16 protein-coding genes and 1 rRNA gene are annotated in these 20481 nt (G+C 61.7%); 11 read left to right on the forward strand and 6 right to left on the reverse strand.

The genetic code is table 11. The annotated features are described in order from the left end of the window. Window positions 1–256 precede the first annotated feature (256 nt). From H620_RS0105570 to H620_RS0105620, 11 genes are all read left to right on the forward strand, one after another. Window positions 257–3136 (forward strand): ribonucleoside-diphosphate reductase subunit alpha, encoded by a 2880-nt coding sequence (locus H620_RS0105570; RefSeq protein ID WP_023379116.1) that lies wholly within the window; start codon window positions 257–259, stop codon window positions 3134–3136. A gap of 137 nt (window positions 3137–3273) precedes the next feature. Next, window positions 3274–3405 (forward strand): hypothetical protein, encoded by a 132-nt coding sequence (locus H620_RS27570; protein WP_256583383.1) that lies wholly within the window; start codon window positions 3274–3276, stop codon window positions 3403–3405. Window positions 3406–3927: 522 nt separating this feature from the next. Continuing rightward, window positions 3928–5175 (forward strand): ribonucleotide-diphosphate reductase subunit beta, encoded by a 1248-nt coding sequence (locus tag H620_RS0105580; RefSeq protein WP_023379115.1) that lies wholly within the window; start codon window positions 3928–3930, stop codon window positions 5173–5175. Window positions 5176–5914: 739 nt separating this feature from the next. Then, window positions 5915–7156 (forward strand): OprD family porin, encoded by a 1242-nt coding sequence (locus H620_RS0105585; RefSeq protein ID WP_023379114.1) that lies wholly within the window; start codon window positions 5915–5917, stop codon window positions 7154–7156. A gap of 108 nt (window positions 7157–7264) precedes the next feature. Further along, window positions 7265–8071: an NAD-dependent epimerase/dehydratase family protein gene (locus H620_RS0105590; RefSeq protein ID WP_023379113.1), complete on the forward strand. Its 807-nt coding sequence runs from the start codon at window positions 7265–7267 to the stop codon at window positions 8069–8071. Between the two features lie 26 nt (window positions 8072–8097). Then, window positions 8098–8976, forward strand: coding sequence for a glucurono-1,5-lactonase (locus tag H620_RS0105595; protein WP_023379112.1), 879 nt, complete (start codon window positions 8098–8100; stop codon window positions 8974–8976). Window positions 8977–9042: 66 nt separating this feature from the next. After that, the gene (locus H620_RS0105600) at window positions 9043–10014 is read left to right on the forward strand and encodes a TRAP transporter substrate-binding protein (RefSeq protein ID WP_023379111.1); all 972 of its coding nucleotides are present in this window, start codon (window positions 9043–9045) and stop codon (window positions 10012–10014) included. A 67-nt stretch (window positions 10015–10081) separates the two neighbouring features. Then, the gene (locus H620_RS0105605) at window positions 10082–10609 is read left to right on the forward strand and encodes a TRAP transporter small permease (protein ID WP_023379110.1); all 528 of its coding nucleotides are present in this window, start codon (window positions 10082–10084) and stop codon (window positions 10607–10609) included. After that, on the forward strand, window positions 10610–11890 hold the full coding sequence (locus H620_RS0105610; protein WP_023379109.1) for a TRAP transporter large permease: 1281 nt from the start codon (window positions 10610–10612) through the stop codon (window positions 11888–11890). It abuts the gene before it with no gap. Window positions 11891–12024: 134 nt separating this feature from the next. Then, window positions 12025–12948 carry an EamA family transporter gene (locus tag H620_RS0105615; RefSeq protein WP_027906911.1) on the forward strand — a complete coding sequence of 308 codons (924 nt, stop codon included), beginning with the start codon at window positions 12025–12027 and terminating at the stop codon, window positions 12946–12948. Window positions 12949–12972: 24 nt separating this feature from the next. After that, window positions 12973–13842, forward strand: a complete 870-nt coding sequence (locus H620_RS0105620) for an aldose 1-epimerase (RefSeq protein ID WP_027906912.1) — start codon at window positions 12973–12975, stop codon at window positions 13840–13842. 25 nt (window positions 13843–13867) lie between these two features. Here the strand turns inward: H620_RS0105620 and H620_RS0105625 are convergent, their stop codons facing one another. The 6 genes from H620_RS0105625 to rrf form a co-directional block, all read right to left on the reverse strand. After that, entirely contained in the window at window positions 13868–14764 is an 897-nt protein-coding gene (locus tag H620_RS0105625; protein ID WP_027906913.1) for a LysR family transcriptional regulator, read from the reverse strand. An 89-nt stretch (window positions 14765–14853) separates the two neighbouring features. Beyond that, window positions 14854–16869, reverse strand: coding sequence for a pyridoxamine 5'-phosphate oxidase family protein (locus H620_RS0105630; RefSeq protein WP_023379105.1), 2016 nt, complete (start codon window positions 16867–16869; stop codon window positions 14854–14856). 19 nt (window positions 16870–16888) lie between these two features. Then, window positions 16889–17518, reverse strand: coding sequence for a glutathione S-transferase family protein (locus H620_RS0105635; protein ID WP_027906914.1), 630 nt, complete (start codon window positions 17516–17518; stop codon window positions 16889–16891). 167 nt (window positions 17519–17685) lie between these two features. Then, a complete protein-coding gene (locus H620_RS0105640; RefSeq protein ID WP_023379103.1) occupies window positions 17686–18240 on the reverse strand; it encodes a UPF0149 family protein in 555 nt (184 codons plus the stop codon). 143 nt (window positions 18241–18383) lie between these two features. Further along, the gene (locus H620_RS0105645) at window positions 18384–20027 is read right to left on the reverse strand and encodes an acetolactate synthase large subunit (protein WP_023379102.1); all 1644 of its coding nucleotides are present in this window, start codon (window positions 20025–20027) and stop codon (window positions 18384–18386) included. Between the two features lie 300 nt (window positions 20028–20327). Next, window positions 20328–20443 (reverse strand): 5S ribosomal RNA (rrf, locus tag H620_RS0105650). Window positions 20444–20481: the final 38 nt, after the last annotated feature.

A 20481-nucleotide genomic window follows, 5' to 3' on the forward strand; every position in this document is an offset into this window, starting at 1 on the left:
TTGTTCGGGCATGGGTGTTGCAGGCCAAGCCTGACATCCATCAGCAACAGATTTTGGGCAACGCCCAGAACCTTTGACTTCGGCCAGGGAGCGGCAGGTTATTGCCCCTTATTCCTGAGTCTGTCCCGAAGTCGGTACGCCCGAGCGGGCGGATGCGCGTGCACGTCGCATCCCCCTGGGCCATCGAGCAAGCGGACGGAACGGTGGGCGCCCAAAAGGCGCCTGAACAATATAGAAACTGTGGAGACACCCACCCATGCAAACCGAGACAACTCGCGAGAACCCGCAGGCCCAGGCGCCGCAGGCCGCCGATTCCAACCAGGATCTGGCTGCCACCGCCCCTGGCCAACTGCGCGTGATCAAGCGCAACGGCACTGTCGTCCCCTACACCGACGACAAGATCACCGTGGCCATCACCAAGGCGTTCCTCGCAGTTGAAGGCGGCACCGCCGCTGCCTCGTCGCGCATCCACGACACCGTCGCGCGCCTGACCGAGCAGGTCACCGCCACGTTCAAGCGTCGCATGCCATCGGGTGGCACCATCCACATCGAAGAAATCCAGGACCAGGTCGAACTGGCCCTGATGCGTGCTGGCGAGCAGAAAGTTGCCCGTGACTACGTGATCTATCGCGAGCAACGCGCCAAGGAGCGTGCCACCCGCGCCCACACCGACGCCGTGGTCGAGCCGCACCCGTCCATCCGCATCACCCTGGCCGATGGCAGCCTGGCACCGCTGGACATGGCCCGTCTGAACACCATCATCAGCGAAGCCTGCGAAGGCCTGGCCGAAGTCGATGGTGAGCTGATCCAGCGCGACACCCTGAAGAACCTGTACGACGGCGTGGCCATCAAGGACGTCAACACCGCCCTGGTGATGACCGCCCGTACCCTGGTCGAGCGCGAGCCGAACTACTCGTTCGTCACCGCCCGCCTGTTGATGGACACCCTGCGTGCCGAAGGCCTGGGCTTCCTGGGCGTGGCCGACAGCGCCACCCACCACGAAATGGCCGAGCTGTATGCCAAAGCCCTGCCGGCCTATGTCGAGAAAGGCGTCGAGTTCGAGCTGCTGGACCCGGCCCTGAAAGGCTATGACCTGGAGCGTCTGGGCAAGGCCATCGACCACGAGCGTGACCAGCAATTCACCTACCTGGGCCTGCAGACCCTGTACGACCGCTACTTCATCCACAAGGATGGCGTGCGCTTCGAGCTGCCGCAGGTGTTCTTCATGCGTGTGGCCATGGGCCTGGCGCTGGAAGAGAAAGACAAGGAAGCCCGTGCGATCGAGTTCTACAACCTGCTCTCGTCGTTCGACTACATGGCTTCGACCCCGACCCTGTTCAACGCCGGCACCCTGCGTCCGCAGCTGTCCAGCTGCTACCTGACCACCGTCCCGGACGACCTGTCGGGCATCTACCACGCGATCCACGACAACGCCATGCTGTCGAAATTCGCCGGTGGCCTGGGCAACGACTGGACTCCGGTACGGGCACTGGGCTCCTACATTAAAGGCACCAACGGCAAATCCCAGGGCGTCGTGCCGTTCCTGAAAGTGGTCAACGACACCGCCGTTGCCGTCAACCAGGGCGGCAAGCGCAAGGGTGCCGTGTGTGCCTACCTGGAAACCTGGCACCTGGACATCGAGGAATTCCTCGAACTGCGCAAGAACACCGGTGACGATCGTCGTCGTACCCACGACATGAACACCGCGAACTGGATCCCCGACCTGTTCATGAAGCGCGTCTTCGACGACGGCAAGTGGACCCTGTTCTCGCCATCGGAAGTGCCTGATCTGCACGACCTGACCGGCAAGGCCTTCGAAGAGCGTTACGAGTACTACGAAGCCCTGACCGAGTACAACAAGATCAAGGTATTCAAGACCATCCAGGCCAAAGACCTGTGGCGCAAGATGCTGTCGATGCTGTTCGAGACCGGCCATCCGTGGCTGACCTTCAAAGACCCGTGCAACCTGCGTTCGCCGCAGCAGCACGTGGGCGTGGTCCACAGCTCGAACCTGTGCACCGAGATCACCCTGAACACCAACGCCGATGAAATCGCCGTGTGCAACCTGGGTTCGATCAACCTGCCGAACCACATCGTCGATGGCAAGCTGGACACCGCGAAACTGGCGCGTACCGTCAAGACCGCCGTGCGCATGCTCGACAACGTGATCGACATCAACTACTACTCGGTGCCGCAAGCGCGCAATTCGAACTTCAAGCACCGTCCGGTCGGCCTGGGCATCATGGGCTTCCAGGATGCGCTGTACCTGCAGCACATTCCTTACGGCTCGGACGCTGCCGTCGAGTTCGCCGACAAGTCGATGGAAGCGGTCAGCTACTACGCCATCCAAGCATCCTGCGACCTGGCCGACGAGCGCGGTGCCTACGAGACCTTCCAGGGCTCGCTGTGGTCCAAAGGCATCCTGCCACTGGACTCGCAACAGATCCTGATCGAGGCCCGTGGTGCCAAGTACATCGACGTCAACCTGGAAGAGTCGCTGGATTGGGCGCCGGTGCGTGAGCGCGTCAAGAAAGGTATTCGCAACTCGAACATCATGGCCATCGCGCCGACCGCGACCATCGCCAACATCACCGGCGTTTCGCAGTCGATCGAGCCGACTTACCAGAACCTGTACGTGAAATCGAACCTGTCGGGCGAATTCACCGTGATCAACCCGTACCTGGTGCGCGACCTGAAGGCCCGCGGCCTGTGGGACTCGGTCATGATCAACGACCTGAAGTACTACGACGGTTCGGTGCAGCAGATCGAGCGTATCCCGCAGGAGCTCAAGGACCTCTATGCCACCGCGTTCGAAGTCGAGACCAAGTGGATCGTCGACGCCGCCTCGCGTCGCCAGAAGTGGATCGACCAGGCTCAGTCGCTGAACCTGTACATCGCCGGCGCCTCGGGCAAGAAGCTGGACGTGACCTACCGCATGGCCTGGTACCGTGGTCTGAAAACCACCTACTACCTCCGTGCCCTGGCCGCGACCAGCACCGAGAAGTCGACCATCAACACCGGCAAACTCAACGCCGTTTCCAGCGGTGGCGACAGCACCCCGGTCCAGGCTGCCGGCCCTGCGCCAGTGCCGAAGGCCTGCGCGATCGACGAGCCTGACTGCGAAGCCTGCCAGTAAGGCTCAGTGCCGCAGGGGTGCCTTTGGGTGCCCCTTGCGGCATTTTTGTATCCGCGTCACGGAGAAACCTCACCCTTTGCCCTGCGCTCTGGCGCTTCGGTAAAAGGGACAGACCCCTCTCCAAGAAGGACATCCTCATGGCGCGGAAACAAGTGGCAATACGCAAGATCGGTCGCAACGCTGAAACCGGCCGCTTCACGTCGGTCGAAGAAGCACGCAGGCATCCCAAGACGCATATCGTCGAAACGCTGCATAAGCAGCGCAGTTGACTCGGTGTTCTTGGTAGCGGCCTTGTATCGCGAAAGGGTCGCGAGGCGCGCCCCTGATCTCGGCGTCATCAATGCGATTGGGGGCCCGCTTAGCAAGCCCTTCCGCGACATGAAGCCGCTTCTACAAGCGGTGGCGCCAACCCAATATCCTGTGCAGAAAAAATAATAAGGCACAATATGTAGTGCTTGTTTGTTTTTGCCGCTACACTCTTTCACCGTAGAAAACGACACGAGCTTCGTGAACGGATGCGCGTAAAACCGGTCGAAAAAGTTACCCTCGCCCGCGCGACACGCACCCCGATCGAAGGCGAAATCCGGTATACTGCGCCCCCTCTGAAAAGGGCCCATTCTATTGTCCTGGCCCCTCTGCGAGGACTGGCCAGGTACAAGCCAGAACACACTCAGATGTAACGAGAGTCAGCCTCTCGAGCTGTCCATTCGCCGTAACGGCCTTGCGTCAGGCATCACATTCTTACTATCCAACCGGTTGCCCGAGGGCGACCCTCAAGCAGGAGCCAAACCATGCTGAGCTGGGACGAATTCGACAAGGAAGACGGCGAAGTCGCCGCAAAAGGCAACACCCCTGCGCAGGCCGCTGCCGCCACCCTGGACAAGCTCGACAGCGCCGGCGATGCCGCCGCCCAGGAAGCCCGAGTAGCCACCGCCGACGACTCCGACGCAGTCAAGCGCGCCAAGGCCGCCCTGAACGACCTCGACATCGCCGAAGGCCTGGCCGAGCTGGAAGGCTCCAGCGCCCGCGTTCGCGTTGACGAAAAGCGCATGATCAACTGCCGCGCCGACCTCAACCAGCTGGTTCCGTTCAAGTACGACTGGGCCTGGCAGAAGTACCTCGATGGCTGCGCCAACCACTGGATGCCGCAAGAGGTCAACATGACCGCCGACATCGCCCTGTGGAAGAGCATGGACGGCCTGACTGAAGACGAGCGCCGCATCGTGATGCGCAACCTCGGCTTCTTCTCCACCGCTGACTCGCTGGTGGCCAACAACCTGGCCCTGGCCGTGTACCGCCTGATCACCAACCCCGAGTGCCGCCAGTACATCCTGCGCCAGGCGTTCGAAGAGGCGATCCACACCCACGCCTACCAGTACTGCATCGAGTCACTGGGCATGGATGAAGGCGAGATCTTCAACATGTACCACGAGATCCCGTCGGTCGCTAAAAAAGCCGCCTGGGGCCTGAAGTACACCCGCGCCATCTCCGATCCGGAATTCAACACCGGTACCGTCGAAACCGACAAAGAGCTGCTGCGCAACCTGATCGCCTACTACTGCGTGCTGGAAGGCATCTTCTTCTACTGCGGCTTCACCCAGATCCTGTCGATGGGCCGCCGCAACAAGATGACCGGCGTTGCCGAGCAGTTCCAGTACATCCTGCGTGACGAGTCGATGCACCTGAACTTCGGTATCGACGTGATCAACCAGATCAAGATCGAGAACCCGCACCTGTGGGATGCGGCGATGAAGGAAGAAGCCACCCAGATGATCCTGCAAGGGACCCAGCTGGAGATCGAATACGCCCGTGACACCATGCCACGCGGCGTACTGGGCATGAACGCCGCGATGATGGAGGACTACCTCAAGTTCATCGCAAACCGTCGCCTGACCCAGATTGGCCTGAAGGAAGAGTATCCTGGGACTACCAACCCGTTCCCTTGGATGAGCGAGATCATGGACTTGAAGAAAGAGAAGAACTTCTTCGAAACCCGTGTGATCGAGTACCAGACGGGTGGTGCGTTGAGCTGGGATTGATGCCCCCAAAGGCTGCCTTCGGGCAGCCTTTTTATCGAATTGGAGAAACGCTCTTCCGCACTTGTTTTCTGGCGAGCTTCTGATTGTTTAAACCCAACTCCCCATAGCTCCCGACACCCAGCCCTAACGAAACCAGCGTTCGCAGGCCTTTGGCACATGCGCCCCGTCTGCTCCAAACCATGGAGAGCCCGGAGGCCAGCCAAGACTGATCTCCACCAGCCCTCCTCTTCACCCGTCACAACCGTCCCCTCCAGGCACTCGGGTTCGAATCCTAAGTGTGCTTTTGCGCCCACGAACTCGGTCGGATGACCGGGCGCTTCTTCGACGGGCATTACACCCGCTAGCTCGACCCGGACCCGAAAGTGGGTGGGTGATGGATAAACCACACTTTAGTCGTAGGATGTCATCGGATTAGCGTGCTAGAGCCATTGCTCGCACAGGCACTCGAAATCAGAGCGAAATCCCCAGCAATACGGCCATCGCGAAGCGTTGACACACCCGTCCGTGCTTGCTAATAATCGCCATAGTTGTACGACAACACATAACAAAAACAACAATCTGTGGACGATCCCATGTCGACACCCATTGCACCCCACCCTCGCATTTCATACCTCCCCTGTACTCAGGCCACGGGCACCTAGCGCCCCGGCATCGTCGCACCTGCATATCTTCCCCCCGTAGGCCGCTCGCGCGCGTGCGGTGGACGGGCTGCCGCACCCTTTTGTGGAGCACAACAACAATGAAAATCTGCCAAAGAACCCTCCCCTTCGCCCTGTTTGGCGCCGGCCTGCTGGCCAGCCTGCCCGGTATCAGCCTGGCCGAAGGCTTCGTTGAGGACGCCAAGGCCACCCTGGGCCTGCGCAACTTCTACATCAATCGCAACTTCACCAACCCCAGCAACCCGCAAAGCAAGGCCGAGGAATGGACCCAGAGCTTCATCCTCGACGCACGCTCCGGGTTCACCGAAGGGCCAATAGGGTTCGGTGTGGATGTGCTGGGGCTGTGGTCGGTGAAGCTCGATGGCGGTGGCGGCACCTACGGCACCGCACTGCTGCCGCGCCATGACGACGGACGGCCGGCAGATGATTTCGGGCGTCTGGCAGTGGCGGGCAAGGCGCGTATCTCGAAGACCGAACTGAAGATCGGTGAATGGATGCCAGTACTGCCTATTCTGCGTTCGGACGATGGCCGCTCGCTGCCGCAAACCTTCCGTGGTGGCCAGGTAACCTCCAATGAAATCGCCGGGCTGACACTCTATGGTGGCCAGTTCCGCGGCAACAGCCCGCGCAACGATGCGAGCATGGAGGACATGAGCTACGGCGGCGGGGTGTCGGACCGCTTCAACTTCGTCGGTGGCGAATACAAGTTCAACCAAGACCGTACGCTGGTAGGGCTGTGGAACGCGGTGCTGAAGGACGTTTACGAGCAGCAGTACCTGCAGCTGAGCCACAGCCAGCCGGTGGGCAACTGGACCCTAGGTGCCAACCTGGGTTACTTCCACGGCGGCGAGGACGGCTCAGAACGCGCCGGGAAACTGGACAACGATACCTACTCGGCGATGCTGTCGGCCAAATATGGCGGCAACACCTTCTGGGTCGGTCTGCAGAAGGTCGATGGCGACACCTGGATGCGGGTCAATGGCACCAGCGGCGGAACCTTGGCCAACGACAGCTACAACTCCAGCTTCGATAACGCCAACGAGCGGTCGTGGCAGCTGCGTCATGACTTCAACTTCGTCACCGTCGGGGTGCCTGGCTTGACCCTGATGAACCGGTACATCAGCGGGCGCGACGTGCACAGCGGGGCCGTGACCGATGGCAAGGAATGGGTACGGGAGACGGAACTGGCGTATGTGATTCAGAGCGGGGTTCTGAAGGACTTGAGCGTGAAATGGCGTAACTCAAGCATTCGTCGTGACTACAGCAACAACGAGTTCGATGAGAACCGGTTGATCTTCAACTACCCATTGTCGCTCCTTTGACGCTATTGCAGTGGGAGCCGCACAGCAGCATTGACAACCGCGGAAACCACTACCGATAATCAACAAAGTCATACGACAACTTACAACAACTAACAACAAGAGCCGGCCATGACCCCTACTCCCCTCAATCGCCTGCTGCTCACCGGAGCGGCAGGCGGCCTGGGCAAGGTCCTTCGCGAACGCCTGCAAGGCTACGCCGAGGTCCTGCGCCTTTCCGACATCGAGCCAATGGCTCCCCCCGCGGGCCCCCATGAAGAAGTGGTGACCTGCGATCTGGCCGACAAGGCCGCCGTTCATGCGCTGGTCGAAGGCGTGGATGCGATCATCCACTTCGGCGGCGTGTCCACCGAACATTCTTTCGAGGACATCCTCGGCCCCAACATCTGCGGGGTATTCCATATCTACGAAGCGGCGCGCAAGCACGGGGTCAAGCGCATCGTCTTCGCCAGCTCAAACCACACCATAGGGTTCTACCGTCAGGACGAGCGCATCGACGCTCTCTCCCCGCGCCGCCCCGACAGCTACTATGGGCTATCCAAATGCTATGGCGAGGACGTCGCCAGCTTCTACTTCGACCGTTATGGCATCGAAACGGTGAGCATTCGTATCGGCTCGTCCTTCCCGCAGCCGCAGAACCGCCGGATGCTCTGCACCTGGCTCAGTTACGACGATCTGGTCCAGTTGATAGCGCGCGGCCTGTCCACTCCCGACGTCGGCCATACCGTCGTCTATGGCGCTTCGAACAACCGCACGGTGTGGTGGGACAACCGTCATGCCGCGCATCTGGGCTATGCGCCCAAGGATACCTCCGAGGTCTTTCGCGAAGCCGTTGAAGCCGAGCCGGCGCCCGCCGCCGATGATCCAAGCATGGTCTACCAGGGCGGTGCGTTCACCGTGGCCGGACCGTTCAACTGATCCACGGCGCGCCAGGAGGTACGGCCATGAACTGCGAACTGATCGTCGACGCCCGCAACGGCACCGGCGAAAGCCCCGTGTGGCACCCCCTCGAACAAGCCCTGTACTGGGTCGACATTCCCGCCCGCCAGCTGCATCGCTGGCAGGGAGACGGCAGCCACGACGTCTGGCAAGGCGAGGAAATGCTCGCCTGCATCGCCCGTGGCGAGCAGGGTTGGATCGCTGGCATGCAGACCGGCATCTTCCAGCTTCGAAGCAGGTCGGACGGTACCCTCGACAGCCGCCTGCTGAGCGCCGTCGAACATGCCCAGGCAGGCATGCGCTTCAACGATGGCCGTTGCGACCGCCAAGGCCGCTTCTGGGCCGGCACCATGCTCATGGACATGCAGCAAGGCGCCCATGTCGGCGCCCTGTACCGCCATGATGGCGAAGGCCAGATGCACGTGCATCTCAAGGACATGATCGTGCCCAACGGCCTGGCATTCAGCCCCGATGGCACACGCATGTACTTATCCGACTCGCACCCCAACGTGCAGAAGATCTGGGCCTTCGACTACGACATCGACAGCGGCACCCCACACAACCAGCGTCTGTTCGTCGACATGCGCGCCTACCCCGGTCGGCCCGACGGCGCCGCTGTCGACGCAGACGGCTGCTATTGGATCTGCGGTAACGACGCCGGCCAGATCCACCGTTTCAGCCCTGACGGCCGTCTCGACCGCTCATTGAGCGTGCCGGTGAAAAAACCGGCGATGTGCGCCTTCGGGGGGGCCCACCTCGACACCCTGTTCGTCACGTCGATTCGCCCCCCGGGCATCGACCTCTCCGACCAGCCATTGGCTGGGGGAGTGTTTGCCTTGAACCCTGGCGTCCAAGGCCTGGAGGAACCTGCCTACCGGGGCTGAACCGCCACCTGCCGCACCTACACCGACACGTACGAAACCAGATAATAAAAAACACGGAGTTTCATCATGACGTTCAAACGCAAGCTGCTTCTTGCCGTACTCCCGTTCACTTTCACCCTGTCCTCCACCGCTTCGGCGCTGGACATCAAGTTCGCCGAGATTCACCCCGCCGGCTACCCGACCGTGGTCGCCGAACAGAACATGGGCAAGAAACTCGAGGCGGCCAGCAATGGCGATATCACCTTCAAGATGTTCGCCGGCGGCGTGCTGGGCTCCGAGAAGGAAGTCATCGAGCAAGCACAGATTGGTGCCGTGCAAATGACCCGCGTGAGCTTGGGGATCGTCGGCCCGGTAGTGCCTGACGTGAACGTGTTCAACATGCCATTCGTATTCCGCGACCACGACCACATGCGCAAAGTCATCGACGGCGAAATCGGCCAGGAGATTCTCGACAAGATCACCAACTCCGAATTCAACCTGGTGGCCCTGGCCTGGATGGACGGCGGGACCCGTAACCTCTACACCAAGCACCCGGTGCGCAGCATCGACGATCTCAAGGGCATGAAGATTCGCGTGCAAGGCAACCCGGTGTTCATCGATATGATGAACGCCATGGGCGGCAATGGCATCGCGATGGACACCGGCGAAATCTTCAGCGCCTTGCAGACGGGCGTCATCGACGGGGCCGAGAACAACCCGCCGACCCTGCTTGAGCACAACCATTTCCAGAACGCCAAGTACTACACCCTGACCGGGCATCTGATCCTTCCGGAACCGGTGGTGATGTCCAAGACCACCTGGAACAAGCTGACCCCCGAGCAGCAGGCGCTGGTCAAGAAGGTCGCCCGTGAAGCGCAAATGGAAGAGCGTGCGCTATGGGACGCCAAGTCCATTGCCAGCGAAGAGAAGCTCAAGGCCGCCGGTGTCGAGTTCATCGCCGTCGACAAGAAGCCGTTCTACGATGCCACCGCTGCGGTGCGCGAGAAGTACGGCGCGCAATACGCCGACCTGATGAAGCGTATCGCCGACGTCCAGTGACGCCGGCTCCGTTCCCAGATGACCCCTGCAGTGCGGTTTTCGCCGCCCTGCAGCTTCGGTGATGCCAATGAAAAACCTTTTCCTGCGTGTGAATGACAGGTTGTACAGCAGTTGCATCTGGATCGCGGGCCTGGCGGTACTGGCCATGTCGCTGATCATCCCTTGGGGCATCTTCGCCCGTTACGTCCTGGGCACTGGTTCCAGTTGGCCGGAGCCTGTGGCCATTCTGCTGATGGTGTTGTTCACCTTCGTCGGTGCCGCCGCCAGTTACCGGGCCGGCGCACACATGGCCGTAGCAATGGTCACCGACCGTCTGCCCGCACCAACCCGTCGCTCGGTGGCCGTACTGGTGCAGCTGCTGATGGTCGTGGTGTGCATCTTCATGACCTGGTACGGCACCCAGCTGTGCATCACCACCTGGAACCAGTACATGGCTTCTCTGCCTGCGGTGCGGGTAGGCATGAGCTATGCACCGATCCCGGTTGGAGGTGTGCTGACCCTGATCTTCGTGCTGGAAAAACTCATGCTGGGCGATCAGAGCAACCGCAAGGTCGTGCGCTTCGACCTGGTGGAAGAAAGCGAAGGAGCGGTGTAAATGGATGCGTTCATTCTGTTGGGCAGCTTCATCCTGCTGATTCTGCTGGGCATGCCGGTGGCCTACGCGCTAGGCATGGCGGCACTGATCGGTGCGTGGTGGATCGACATCCCGTTGCAAGCGATGATGATCCAGGTCGCCAGCGGGGTTAACAAGTTCTCGCTACTGGCCATTCCCTTCTTCGTGCTGGCCGGCGCGATCATGGCCGAGGGTGGCATGTCACGCCGGCTGGTGGCTTTCGCCGGGGTGCTGGTGGGCTTCGTACGCGGTGGCCTGTCACTGGTCAACATCACGGCCTCGACCTTCTTCGGCGCCATCTCCGGCTCATCGGTGGCCGACACCGCGTCGGTCGGTTCGGTGCTGATCCCGGAGATGGAACGCAAGGGCTACCCACGCGAGTTCTCCACCGCCGTCACGGTCAGTGGCTCGGTGCAGGCATTGCTGACCCCGCCAAGCCACAACTCGGTGCTGTACTCGCTGGCGGCCGGCGGCACCGTATCGATCGCCTCGCTGTTCATGGCCGGCGTCATGCCTGGGTTGCTGCTGAGCGCAGTGATGATGGGCCTGTGCCTGATCTTCGCCAAGAAGCGCAACTACCCAAAGGGCGAGGTGATTCCGCTGCGCCAGGCGCTGAAGATCGCCGGTGAGGCGCTCTGGGGCCTGATGGCCATGGTGATCATCCTCGGCGGCATCCTGTCGGGGGTGTTCACCGCAACCGAATCGGCCGCCGTGGCGGTGGTGTGGTCGTTCTTCGTGACTATGTTCATCTACCGCGACTACAAGTGGCGCGACCTGCCCAAGCTGATGCATCGCACGGTACGCACCATCTCCATCGTGATGATCCTGATCGGCTTCGCGGCCAGCTTCGGCTACGTGATGACCCTGATGCAGATCCCGTCGAAGATCACCACCGCGTTCCTGACCCTGTCGGACAACCGCTATGTGATCCTGATGTGCATCAACTTCATGCTGCTGCTGTTGGGCACCGTGATGGACATGGCACCGCTGATCCTGATCCTCACCCCGATCCTGCTGCCGGTGATCACGGGTATCGGTGTGGACCCGGTGCACTTCGGCATGATCATGCTGGTGAACCTAGGCATAGGCCTGATCACGCCGCCAGTGGGGGCCGTGCTGTTCGTAGGGTCGGCCATCGGCAAGGTCAGTATCGAGGCCACGGTGAAGGCGTTGCTGCCGTTCTACCTGGCGCTGTTCCTGGTGCTGATAGCAGTGACTTACATCCCGGCTATCTCGTTGTGGCTGCCTAGCGTCGTGCTTTAGGTGGCCTTGTTTGGGGCCACGATGTGGCCCATCGCCGGTAAGTCGGCGTCTGCAGGGTGAGTGTGGAACCTGCAGGAGCCAGCTTGCCGGCGATAAACCGCAAGACAGCCCGTCTTTGCAAATGGATCCTGCACATGGCTTTCCCCTCCTGCGCTGCTACCCTGTTTCCCCGCAAGCTGGCGATCGCTCTGCTGGCGTTGCTGGCCTGCTCGTTCGCCGCCAACCACGTCGCCGCGCGCATCGCTTTCGATGACGGCACCGGTGTGTTGCTGGCAATCCTTTGCCGCTCCGGCATTACCTTCCTGGTACTGGCCTGCCTGCTGGTGTGGCAACGCCAAGGGCTGAGCCTGCCGGCTGGCACGCGGGGCTGGCAGTTGCTGCTCGGTTTGCTGATCGCCACCCAGAGCCTGTGCCTGTATTCGGCGGTGGCACGTATTCCGGTGGCCCTGGCGTTACTGGTGGGCAACACCTTCCCGATGTTACTGGCACTGCTCACCTGGGCACTGGGCGGCCCACGCCCGACCGGCCGAACGGTGTTGTTCATGGGGCTGATTCTATGCGGCCTGGTATTGGCACTGGACGTACCCGCGCGAATGGACGACAGCAGCGATGCCAATCCGCACTGGGCCCTGGGCGTTGGCCTTGCCTTCTGCGCCGCATGCGCCTTCGCCTGCGGTTTGTGGATCACCGATCACAAACTGGCCGGCGTACGCGGGCCAGTACGCAGCCTGCTGACCTTGCTGGTGGTGTTCTCCAGCATGCTGGTCGCTGGTGTGAGCGGTGTGATGCCATCGGGGTTGTCGCTCCCGGGCAGTATCGGCGGCTGGGTGGCCCTGGCCAGCCTGGTGGTGCTTTACGGCTTGGCCTTCAGCCTGCTGTTCGTCTGTGTGCCACGGCTGAACATGGCCCAGAACGCACCCGTGATGAACGTAGAGCCGATCGCTACCTTGCTGCTGGGCTGGGCCTTGCTCGACCAGCGCCTAAGCGCGCTGCAACTGGTCGGCGGTGCCGTGGTGGTGTGCGGGATCGTGTTGCTGACCTACCGCAAGGCAAGCTGATCTCCACGCTTGAAGGAGTCGTTGATGGCTGTAACCGAGCTGCACCTGCAGGACCGCCTGACCCGGCTGAGCCTCACGCCCGACCTGGGCGCCAGCCTGATCAACTGGGAGGCCAAGTCCACCGGACAGGCGCTGCTGCGTCACTCCGACCCGGCCGCGCTGGCCAGCGGAACACCACGGCAACTGGCGTGCTATCCGCTGGCGCCCTGGTCCAACCGAATTGCCGAAGGCGGTTTCGCACGGCCCGACGGGTGGCAGGCGCTGGCCCCCAACACCGCCCATGACCCCTACCCAATTCATGGCAGTGCCTGGCAACAGGCCTGGCATGTGGACCTTCACCGCGAGCACCACGCAAGGCTGACGCTCGTCAGTGAACAGCCATTCGCGTACCGGGCGACACTGGATGTACATCTGCTCGAAGGGTGCCTGAAACTCGACTTGCGCGTGACGCACCTGGACCAGGTCGCTACCTGGTATGGGTTGGGGCTGCACCCCTACTTCCCGCGCTATCCCGACACCCAGATACAGGCTGCCGCGCGCCATGTGTGGCTGGCCGAGCCAGATCGGCTGCCGTCGTATCAGGCTGAAATACCTCCGGACTGGAACTTTGAAGCCCCCGGACTGCTGCCGGAGACGCTGGTCGATCATGCGTTCAGTGGATGGACGGGAGACTGCATCATCGAGCAGCCGGGTGCGGGGTATCGTTTGGAATGCAGGGCCCGTGGCACCGAGCATTTTCTGTTGTACTGCCCGCCGGGACAGGCGTTCTTCTGCTTCGAGCCGGTCAGCCATCCGATCAATGCCCATCACTTGCCGGGGCGGCCGGGGTTGCGGTTGTTGCAGCAAGGGCAAGCGATGAGTCTGGGTTTCAGCTTGCGCTACCGAGGGTCTTAGACGACGCCTCCCTTGCCATGTGGTCTCAGTCCAGGTGTTGCGCCCGTAATGTTTGCGCCAGCATGTCGATGAAGGTCCTGACCTTCGAGGAGCCGTACTTGCTCTCGCGGTGCAGCACATGGATGGGCCAGGGCGCCTCTTCGTACTCGGCCAGAATCACCTGCAACTTTCCGCTGGCGACTTCTTCGACCACCTGGTACGACAACAGCCGCGCGATACCCAAACCGCCGACAGCCGCGGCAATCGCGCCATCGTTGCTGGTCACCGTCAGTCGGGGCTTCATCCGCACCATGGTCGGCTCGTCGGTCAGGCCGAAACGCCAGCCGGCCTTCGGCGACAGGGTGGTGGTGGCGATCACGGAATGCTCCAGCAGATCCGACGGGTGCAGGGGCACACCATGCCGGGCCAGGTAGTCGGGCGATGCACACAGCATCCGGCGCACCCTGCCGACGCGCAGGGCCTTGAGTCCGGAGTCGGGCAGTGGCCCGATGCGCACCGCCACATCCATGCCCTCCTCCACCATGTTCACGATTCGGTCCAGGAAGTACGCAGATACATCCACCTCGGGATACTGCTGCAAGTAGCGGACGATGCACGGCATGACGAACCTCTTGCCGAACAGGATCGGCGCCGTCACCGCCAGTTCGCCCCTGGGCGTGGCGTTGATGCCGGCTGCCGCTTCGTTGGCTTCGTGAATGCTGGCCAGGATGTGCCGGGTGTCCTCCAGGTAACGGCTACCGGCCTCGGTAAGGCGTACGCTGCGGGTAGTGCGCAGCAACAGCTTGACCCCAAGCTGTTCTTCCAGGGCACTGACAGCCCGGGTGACTGCCGCTGGCGAGATGTCCAGATGACGGGCCGCGGCGGCAAAGCTTTCCAGCTCGCCAACGGCTACGAACACCTTCATCAGGTGAATCTGATCCATGCCGGCTCCTGAGTATCGTGGGTTGTGTATTGTCCGCACCGGCCCGGTCGCCGACAAGCCAACGCCTGCAACGTTCGCCCATCTTCGTATCAAAGGTCCAGAACCAATCCGCGCTCCTGCGCCTGGGCCGGTACTGCACAGCAGATCAGCACCGTACCGCTTTCCGGCATTTCGGCTGGCGGGTTCGGGTAATGCACCTGGCCACTCACCAGCCGGGTCTTGCAGGTCCCGCATGAGCCTCCTCGGCAACTGAAATCAGGCGACAAGCCTCGTGCTTCGGCAAGTTCCAGCAAGCTGCCAGCGCCCGGCGTCCATCGTGCCTCCTTGGCCGACGCAGCGAAATACACCGGCACCGGCTCACTGGCTGCCGGCGGTTGTTGCAGCACCGGTCGATCGCCATCGGTGTGACGACGCAACGTCGAGGGACCGAAGGCCTCTGCGTGGATGCGGCCATCGGGCACATTCACCGTGCGCAGTCCGTCGTAGATGTCCTGGGTGAAACTGGCTGGGCCACACAGGTAGAAGTCATAGTCGTCCAGCGCCAGCGTTGCCTTGATCTGCTCGATGCCAAGGCGGCCGGTATGTTCGTAGTCGCGCCCTGCTACGGCGTCTGCCTCCGGCTGGCTCAGGGATCGATGCACGCTCAGCAGCTCTCCTGCCTGCTGGCGCAAGCCGGCCAGTTCCTGCTGGAAAGGCAGGTCAGCAAGGCTGCGCGCGCCGTGGAACAGATGAATGCGCCGGGGCATGGGACTGGCCAGCTGCGCACGCAACATGGCGATCAACGGGGTGATCCCCACACCTGCCGCAACCAGCACGATCGGCCGCTGACTTTCGCTGTTCAAGATAAAGTTGCCCATCGGCAGACGCACCTCAAGCAGGTCGCCGACGGCGATTCGCTCATGCAGGTGGCGGGAAGCCGGGCCCTGGGCTTTGACACTGATACGCACGAAACCGTCAGAGGGCGCGCAGGACAAGCTGTAGGTACGAACCAATGGCGCAGCGTCCCCCTGCGGGATACGCACGGGCAGGTGTTGCCCTGGCGCGAATGGCACCGGCTCACCTGGAGCAAGGTAGAACGAGCGAATGTCGCGGCTTTCCTGCTCCATCCGGACCACTCGCCAGCTCAACCATTGCCGTTGGCGCTGTACCTGTTGCATGCGCTGCTCGGCCTCGGTCCAGGTGCCAGTCGCAAGGCTCGTGGGCGCATATTCCTGAAATGCCCAACGTAGCGACAACGCCGCTGGCCGCAGCACCACATGCGTCACCTCCAGGGTCCAGATGCGCTCGGCGCCTTCGAATGCCGTGATCAAAGGGCTTTGCAGGATCACTTCGGCGCGCCCGGACACCTGCAACACATTGCCCGTGGTGAAATCGACGAACAACAGGCCCGCCACCGGGTTCTCGACCAGATTGCCAAGGGTGTTGAAATGCAGGTTGCCGGCGTAGTCGGGAACGGTCAGGCGATTGCCTTCGACCCGAACGAAGCCGGGGCGACCACCGCGATGGGACACATCCACTGAGCGACGCCCATCCTCATGATCGATGAAGCTGGCGACAAAGAAGGTGTCGGCGTTCTCGATCATGGCACGGGTCGTCTCATCCAGCCCGGCCGAGTCTCGGCGTTGCTGGGCGGGCTCATCGACGCGTACGTAATTGCGCAGCTGGATGTACTGCGGGCAGTTGCCGAACGACTGCTCGACGCTCACCTCCAGTTGCTCGGCCGAAGCCTGGCGGATCAGCCCGTTCATGCGGTTGCGTCGACGGGTATGCAGTTCTATGCCAAGCAGGCCGACGGCGTCGCCTGTGGCCAGGCCTGGCGCTGCTGGATCGTCGCTGGCCGGTGGCGTGCTGATCAGCAATGTCCGAGGGTCGGGCGAACTGACGAAGCCTTCCGCGCCTTCGAGCAGTGTCGCCCAGGGGTTGCCCTGTGGGTCCACCGCTCCAATTACCATGAACGGCAGTTGCTGGTAAAAGGCGCGGTGTTGATCGGGCATGTAGTCTCGAATGACCTTCTGTCCGAATACCTCCATGCGTTCTGCAACGCCAACGTGCTCCTGCAGTCGCTTTTCACCTGCGTGCCAGGGCGATCCGGTGCGTTCTTGCATGGCGGCATTCCTCAAAGGTTCAGACGGTGGTTTGAAGGCCTATGGCCGTACGTGGCATCGGCACGAAGCCCGGCAGTGCCTCGACGCGAGCAATCCAGGCGCGTACGTTCGGGTAGGGTTCAAGCGAGACGTTGCCCTCGGGGGCATGAGCGATGTAAGAGTAGTTGGCGATGTCTGCGATGGTCGGGTGATCACCCACCAGGAATGGCGACTTGGCCAGTTCGGCGTCGACCACCTTGAGCAGGGTGTGGGCACGGCCTATGACTTCGTCGGTGTTGAACGAAGCGCCGAATACCGTCACCAGGCGCGCCGCGGCTGGACCAAAGGCCACTGGCCCGGCAGCGACCGACAGCCAGCGCTGCACACGGGCTGCGCCGATCGGATCGTCCGGCAGCCAGCGCTCGCCGCCATAGGCCTTGGCCAAGTACACCAGGATGGCATTGGAATCGGCAATGACCGTGCCGTTGTCCTCGATCACAGGCACCTGGCCGAAGGGGTTGAGGGCCAGGAAGTCCGGTTGCTTATGCGCCCCCTTGGCCAGATCGACGAACACCAGCTCCGTGGGGAGCTGGAGCAGGGACAGCATCAGTTCGATGCGGTGGGCATGGCCGGACTTGGGAAAGTTGTAGAGCTTGATCGGGGTAGACATTGGCATGGCTCCAGGTCAGCACCGGGATGGGCTGGTGGAGCACATGCTGCGCTGATTCGGCTGACAGCAGAATCAGCGTGGTGGGGAAACCATAATTTCGCGCTGCGAAACAATCGCGCGGCATCCACGATTCTGTCGCCAGCAAGCTGACGACAGGATGGGTGACCTCAATGCCGTTGCTGCTTCTGATACCGATACAGTCCGCGCACGGCCTGGACGACACCTGGAACGCAGGCCTGCCGCTCATCGAAGCTCATCGAGTCGAGCAATTCGAAGTCGTCTTCCAAACCATGCAGAGAGATGGCCTTGAGCAACTGGTCCTGTTCGGGGGGCAGTGCGCTCCATTCGGCGACCTGGGTACCTCGCATATAGCCAAAGCACCACTCTTCCATGTCGACCCCGGGCCCCTGCTCGCCTTCGCGCTCTTCGAACAATGGCTCGAAGTGATCGAGGTCGTCAGCCAAGGCTTGTGCTATCTGATGGGCATAACGCAGCATCAGCGCGGTGTACGCCTCTTCAAGGGCTGAGCTCTTGAATTTCGGCACCTTGCCGCCGGCGACGGCAGGCAACCATTGTTCGGGGGTGACCGTGACTGGAGAACTGGCCAATGCAGTGAGGACGCCGTTGAGTTCGGCGAGGTTCAGCACCGAGTAATCGTTGCCGTAGGTGTACAAAAAGTCTTCGAGGCGGGCGAGTTCTTTGTCGCTGAGCGGGGCAAGCATGTGCGGACGTCCTGGGGAGTCGAATTGCGTGCACCCTAGCACATGGGGTATCCCTTCAAAAGCAATCGCCGGCAAGTCGACCCCCGTCGGTACCACAGGGTACCGGCAGGAGCCGGCTTGCCGACGATGGAGGGCGTTACAGCTTAGACCGCCAGCGCGCGCTCACGCAGCTCGCTGTTGAGGATGCGGTCGTTCTCGCTGTAATCGACCGGGCAGTCGATCACGTGTACACCCGGGGTCTTGATGCAGTGCTCGAGCAGCGGCAGCAAGCCTTCGGCGCTTTCCACGCGGTGGCCGGTGGCGCCGTAGGCTTCGGCGTACTTGACGAAGTCCGGGTTGCCATAATCCAGGCCGAAATCGGTGAAGCCCATGTTGGCCTGCTTCCAGCGGATCATGCCGTAGCCGTCGTCACGCAGGATCACCACGGTGATGTGCATGCCCAGACGTACTGCGGTTTCCAGCTCCTGGCTGTTCATCATGAAGCCGCCGTCGCCGCACACGGAAATCACCGGACGGTCTGGGTACACAAGGTGCGAAGCCATGGCCGATGGCAGGCCAGCGCCCATGGTCGCCAGGGCGTTGTCCAGCAGCACGGTGTTGGGCTTGTGCGCCTTGTAGTTGCGGGCGAACCAGATCTTGTAGATGCCGTTGTCCAGGGCAACGATGCCTTCGGACGGCAGCACGCGACGGATGTCGGCGACCAGGCGCTGCGGGTAAACCGGGAAGCGGTTATCGTCGGCGCCTTCGGCGATCTGCGATTCGTTCGCTTCGCGGATGGTCATCAGGCGGGTGAAGTCCCAGTGCGACGTGTCATTCAGTGCTTCGCTGATCTGCCATACCGCGTTGGCGATGTCGCCGATCACTTCTACTTGCGGGAAGTACACGGCATCGACTTCGGCGGAGCGGAAGCTGATGTGGATGACTTCGGTACCCCCACGAACCATGAAGAATGGTGGCTTCTCGATGACGTCATGACCGATGTTGATGATCAGGTCAGCGGCTTCGATGGCGCGGTGAACGAAGTCACCAGACGACAGCGCGGCGTTGCCGAGGAAGCGTGGGTGGCGCTCGTCGACCACACCTTTACCCATCTGGGTGGTGATGAATGGGATGCCGGTCTTGTCGATCAATTGCTTGAGGACCTTGGCGGTCATCTTGCGGTTGGCGCCGGCGCCGATCACCAGGATCGGGCTACGGGCCTTCTGCAGTTTCTCCACGGCAGCTTCAATGGCCACGTGCTCGGCCAGCGGGCGACGGTGCAGGCTGCGCGGGATCGGCAGGGCATCGGTCTGCTCGGCGGCGATGTCTTCCGGCAGTTCCAGGTGCACCGCGCCCGGCTTCTCTTCCTCGGCCAGACGGAAAGCTTCTCGCATGCGCGCCGGGATGTTGTCGGCCGAGGCGAACTGGTGGGTGTACTTAGTGATGGGGTCCATCATCCCGCACACGTCGATGATCTGGAAGCGGCCCTGCTTGGACTTCTTGATCGGCTTCTGGCCGGTAATCATCATCATCGGCATGCCGCCCAGGTAGGCGTACGCACTGGCGGTTACCAGGTTGGTCGCACCAGGGCCCAGGGTCGACAGGCTGACGCCGGTCTTGCCGGTCAGGCGGCCATAGGTGGCGGCCATGAAACCCGCGGACTGCTCGTGGCGGGTCAGTACCAGCTTGATCTTCGACTTGCGCAGGGATTCCAGCAGGTCGAGGTTTTCCTCACCGGGAATGCCGAACACATACTCGACACCTTCGTTTTCCAGGCATTGCACAACGACATCGGCGGCCTTGGCCATCTTGCTTGTAACCTCAAGTGATAGGACGGTGAAAGTCCAGAAATGCGCAGCACGGTACGCTGGCATCGCTCTATCCGGGGGCCAGGAGTGCCCCGAACCTAAGCCTTGACGTAGGCAAGGCGCGGGAAAGTCACGTCACTGGATGGTTAATAATGTCGCACCTTGAGATTTATGAACAGCAATAATGGACTAACAGCAATTAGACGGAGGTCTATGCGCCGAACGGGCCCGGGGGGTGATGATGCGCCAGAAAGACAAAACCCCTACCTGCTCACGCAGATAGGGGTTTTGCGAAATGAATCTTGACGATGACCTACTCTCACATGGGGAAACCCCACACTACCATCGGCGATGCATCGTTTCACTGCTGAGTTCGGGATGGGATCAGGTGGTTCCAATGCTCTATGGTCGTCAAGAAATTCTGTTGCCAGAATGTCGTGTAAACACTCTTGGC

The organism is Pseudomonas taiwanensis DSM 21245 (assembly GCF_000425785.1).
GTDB classification, from domain to species: Bacteria; Pseudomonadota; Gammaproteobacteria; order Pseudomonadales; family Pseudomonadaceae; genus Aquipseudomonas; species Aquipseudomonas taiwanensis.

What these genes read in the sequence shown, in the direction of transcription:
- H620_RS0105635 (WP_027906914.1), bottom strand. Translation starts at nt 17,518, where the DNA reads ATGTCTACCCCGATCAAGCTCTACAACTTTCCCAAGTCCGGCCATGCC.
- H620_RS0105630 (WP_023379105.1), bottom strand. Translation starts at nt 16,869, where the DNA reads ATGCAAGAACGCACCGGATCGCCCTGGCACGCAGGTGAAAAGCGACTG.
- H620_RS0105645 (WP_023379102.1), bottom strand. Translation starts at nt 20,027, where the DNA reads ATGGCCAAGGCCGCCGATGTCGTTGTGCAATGCCTGGAAAACGAAGGT.
- H620_RS0105570 (WP_023379116.1), top strand. Translation starts at nt 257, where the DNA reads ATGCAAACCGAGACAACTCGCGAGAACCCGCAGGCCCAGGCGCCGCAG.
- H620_RS0105600 (WP_023379111.1), top strand. Translation starts at nt 9,043, where the DNA reads ATGACGTTCAAACGCAAGCTGCTTCTTGCCGTACTCCCGTTCACTTTC.
- H620_RS0105610 (WP_023379109.1), top strand. Translation starts at nt 10,610, where the DNA reads ATGGATGCGTTCATTCTGTTGGGCAGCTTCATCCTGCTGATTCTGCTG.
- H620_RS0105640 (WP_023379103.1), bottom strand. Translation starts at nt 18,240, where the DNA reads ATGCTTGCCCCGCTCAGCGACAAAGAACTCGCCCGCCTCGAAGACTTT.
- H620_RS27570 (WP_256583383.1), top strand. Translation starts at nt 3,274, where the DNA reads ATGGCGCGGAAACAAGTGGCAATACGCAAGATCGGTCGCAACGCTGAA.
- H620_RS0105615 (WP_027906911.1), top strand. Translation starts at nt 12,025, where the DNA reads ATGGCTTTCCCCTCCTGCGCTGCTACCCTGTTTCCCCGCAAGCTGGCG.
- H620_RS0105590 (WP_023379113.1), top strand. Translation starts at nt 7,265, where the DNA reads ATGACCCCTACTCCCCTCAATCGCCTGCTGCTCACCGGAGCGGCAGGC.
- H620_RS0105620 (WP_027906912.1), top strand. Translation starts at nt 12,973, where the DNA reads ATGGCTGTAACCGAGCTGCACCTGCAGGACCGCCTGACCCGGCTGAGC.
- H620_RS0105625 (WP_027906913.1), bottom strand. Translation starts at nt 14,764, where the DNA reads ATGGATCAGATTCACCTGATGAAGGTGTTCGTAGCCGTTGGCGAGCTG.
- H620_RS0105595 (WP_023379112.1), top strand. Translation starts at nt 8,098, where the DNA reads ATGAACTGCGAACTGATCGTCGACGCCCGCAACGGCACCGGCGAAAGC.
- H620_RS0105585 (WP_023379114.1), top strand. Translation starts at nt 5,915, where the DNA reads ATGAAAATCTGCCAAAGAACCCTCCCCTTCGCCCTGTTTGGCGCCGGC.
- H620_RS0105605 (WP_023379110.1), top strand. Translation starts at nt 10,082, where the DNA reads ATGAAAAACCTTTTCCTGCGTGTGAATGACAGGTTGTACAGCAGTTGC.
- H620_RS0105580 (WP_023379115.1), top strand. Translation starts at nt 3,928, where the DNA reads ATGCTGAGCTGGGACGAATTCGACAAGGAAGACGGCGAAGTCGCCGCA.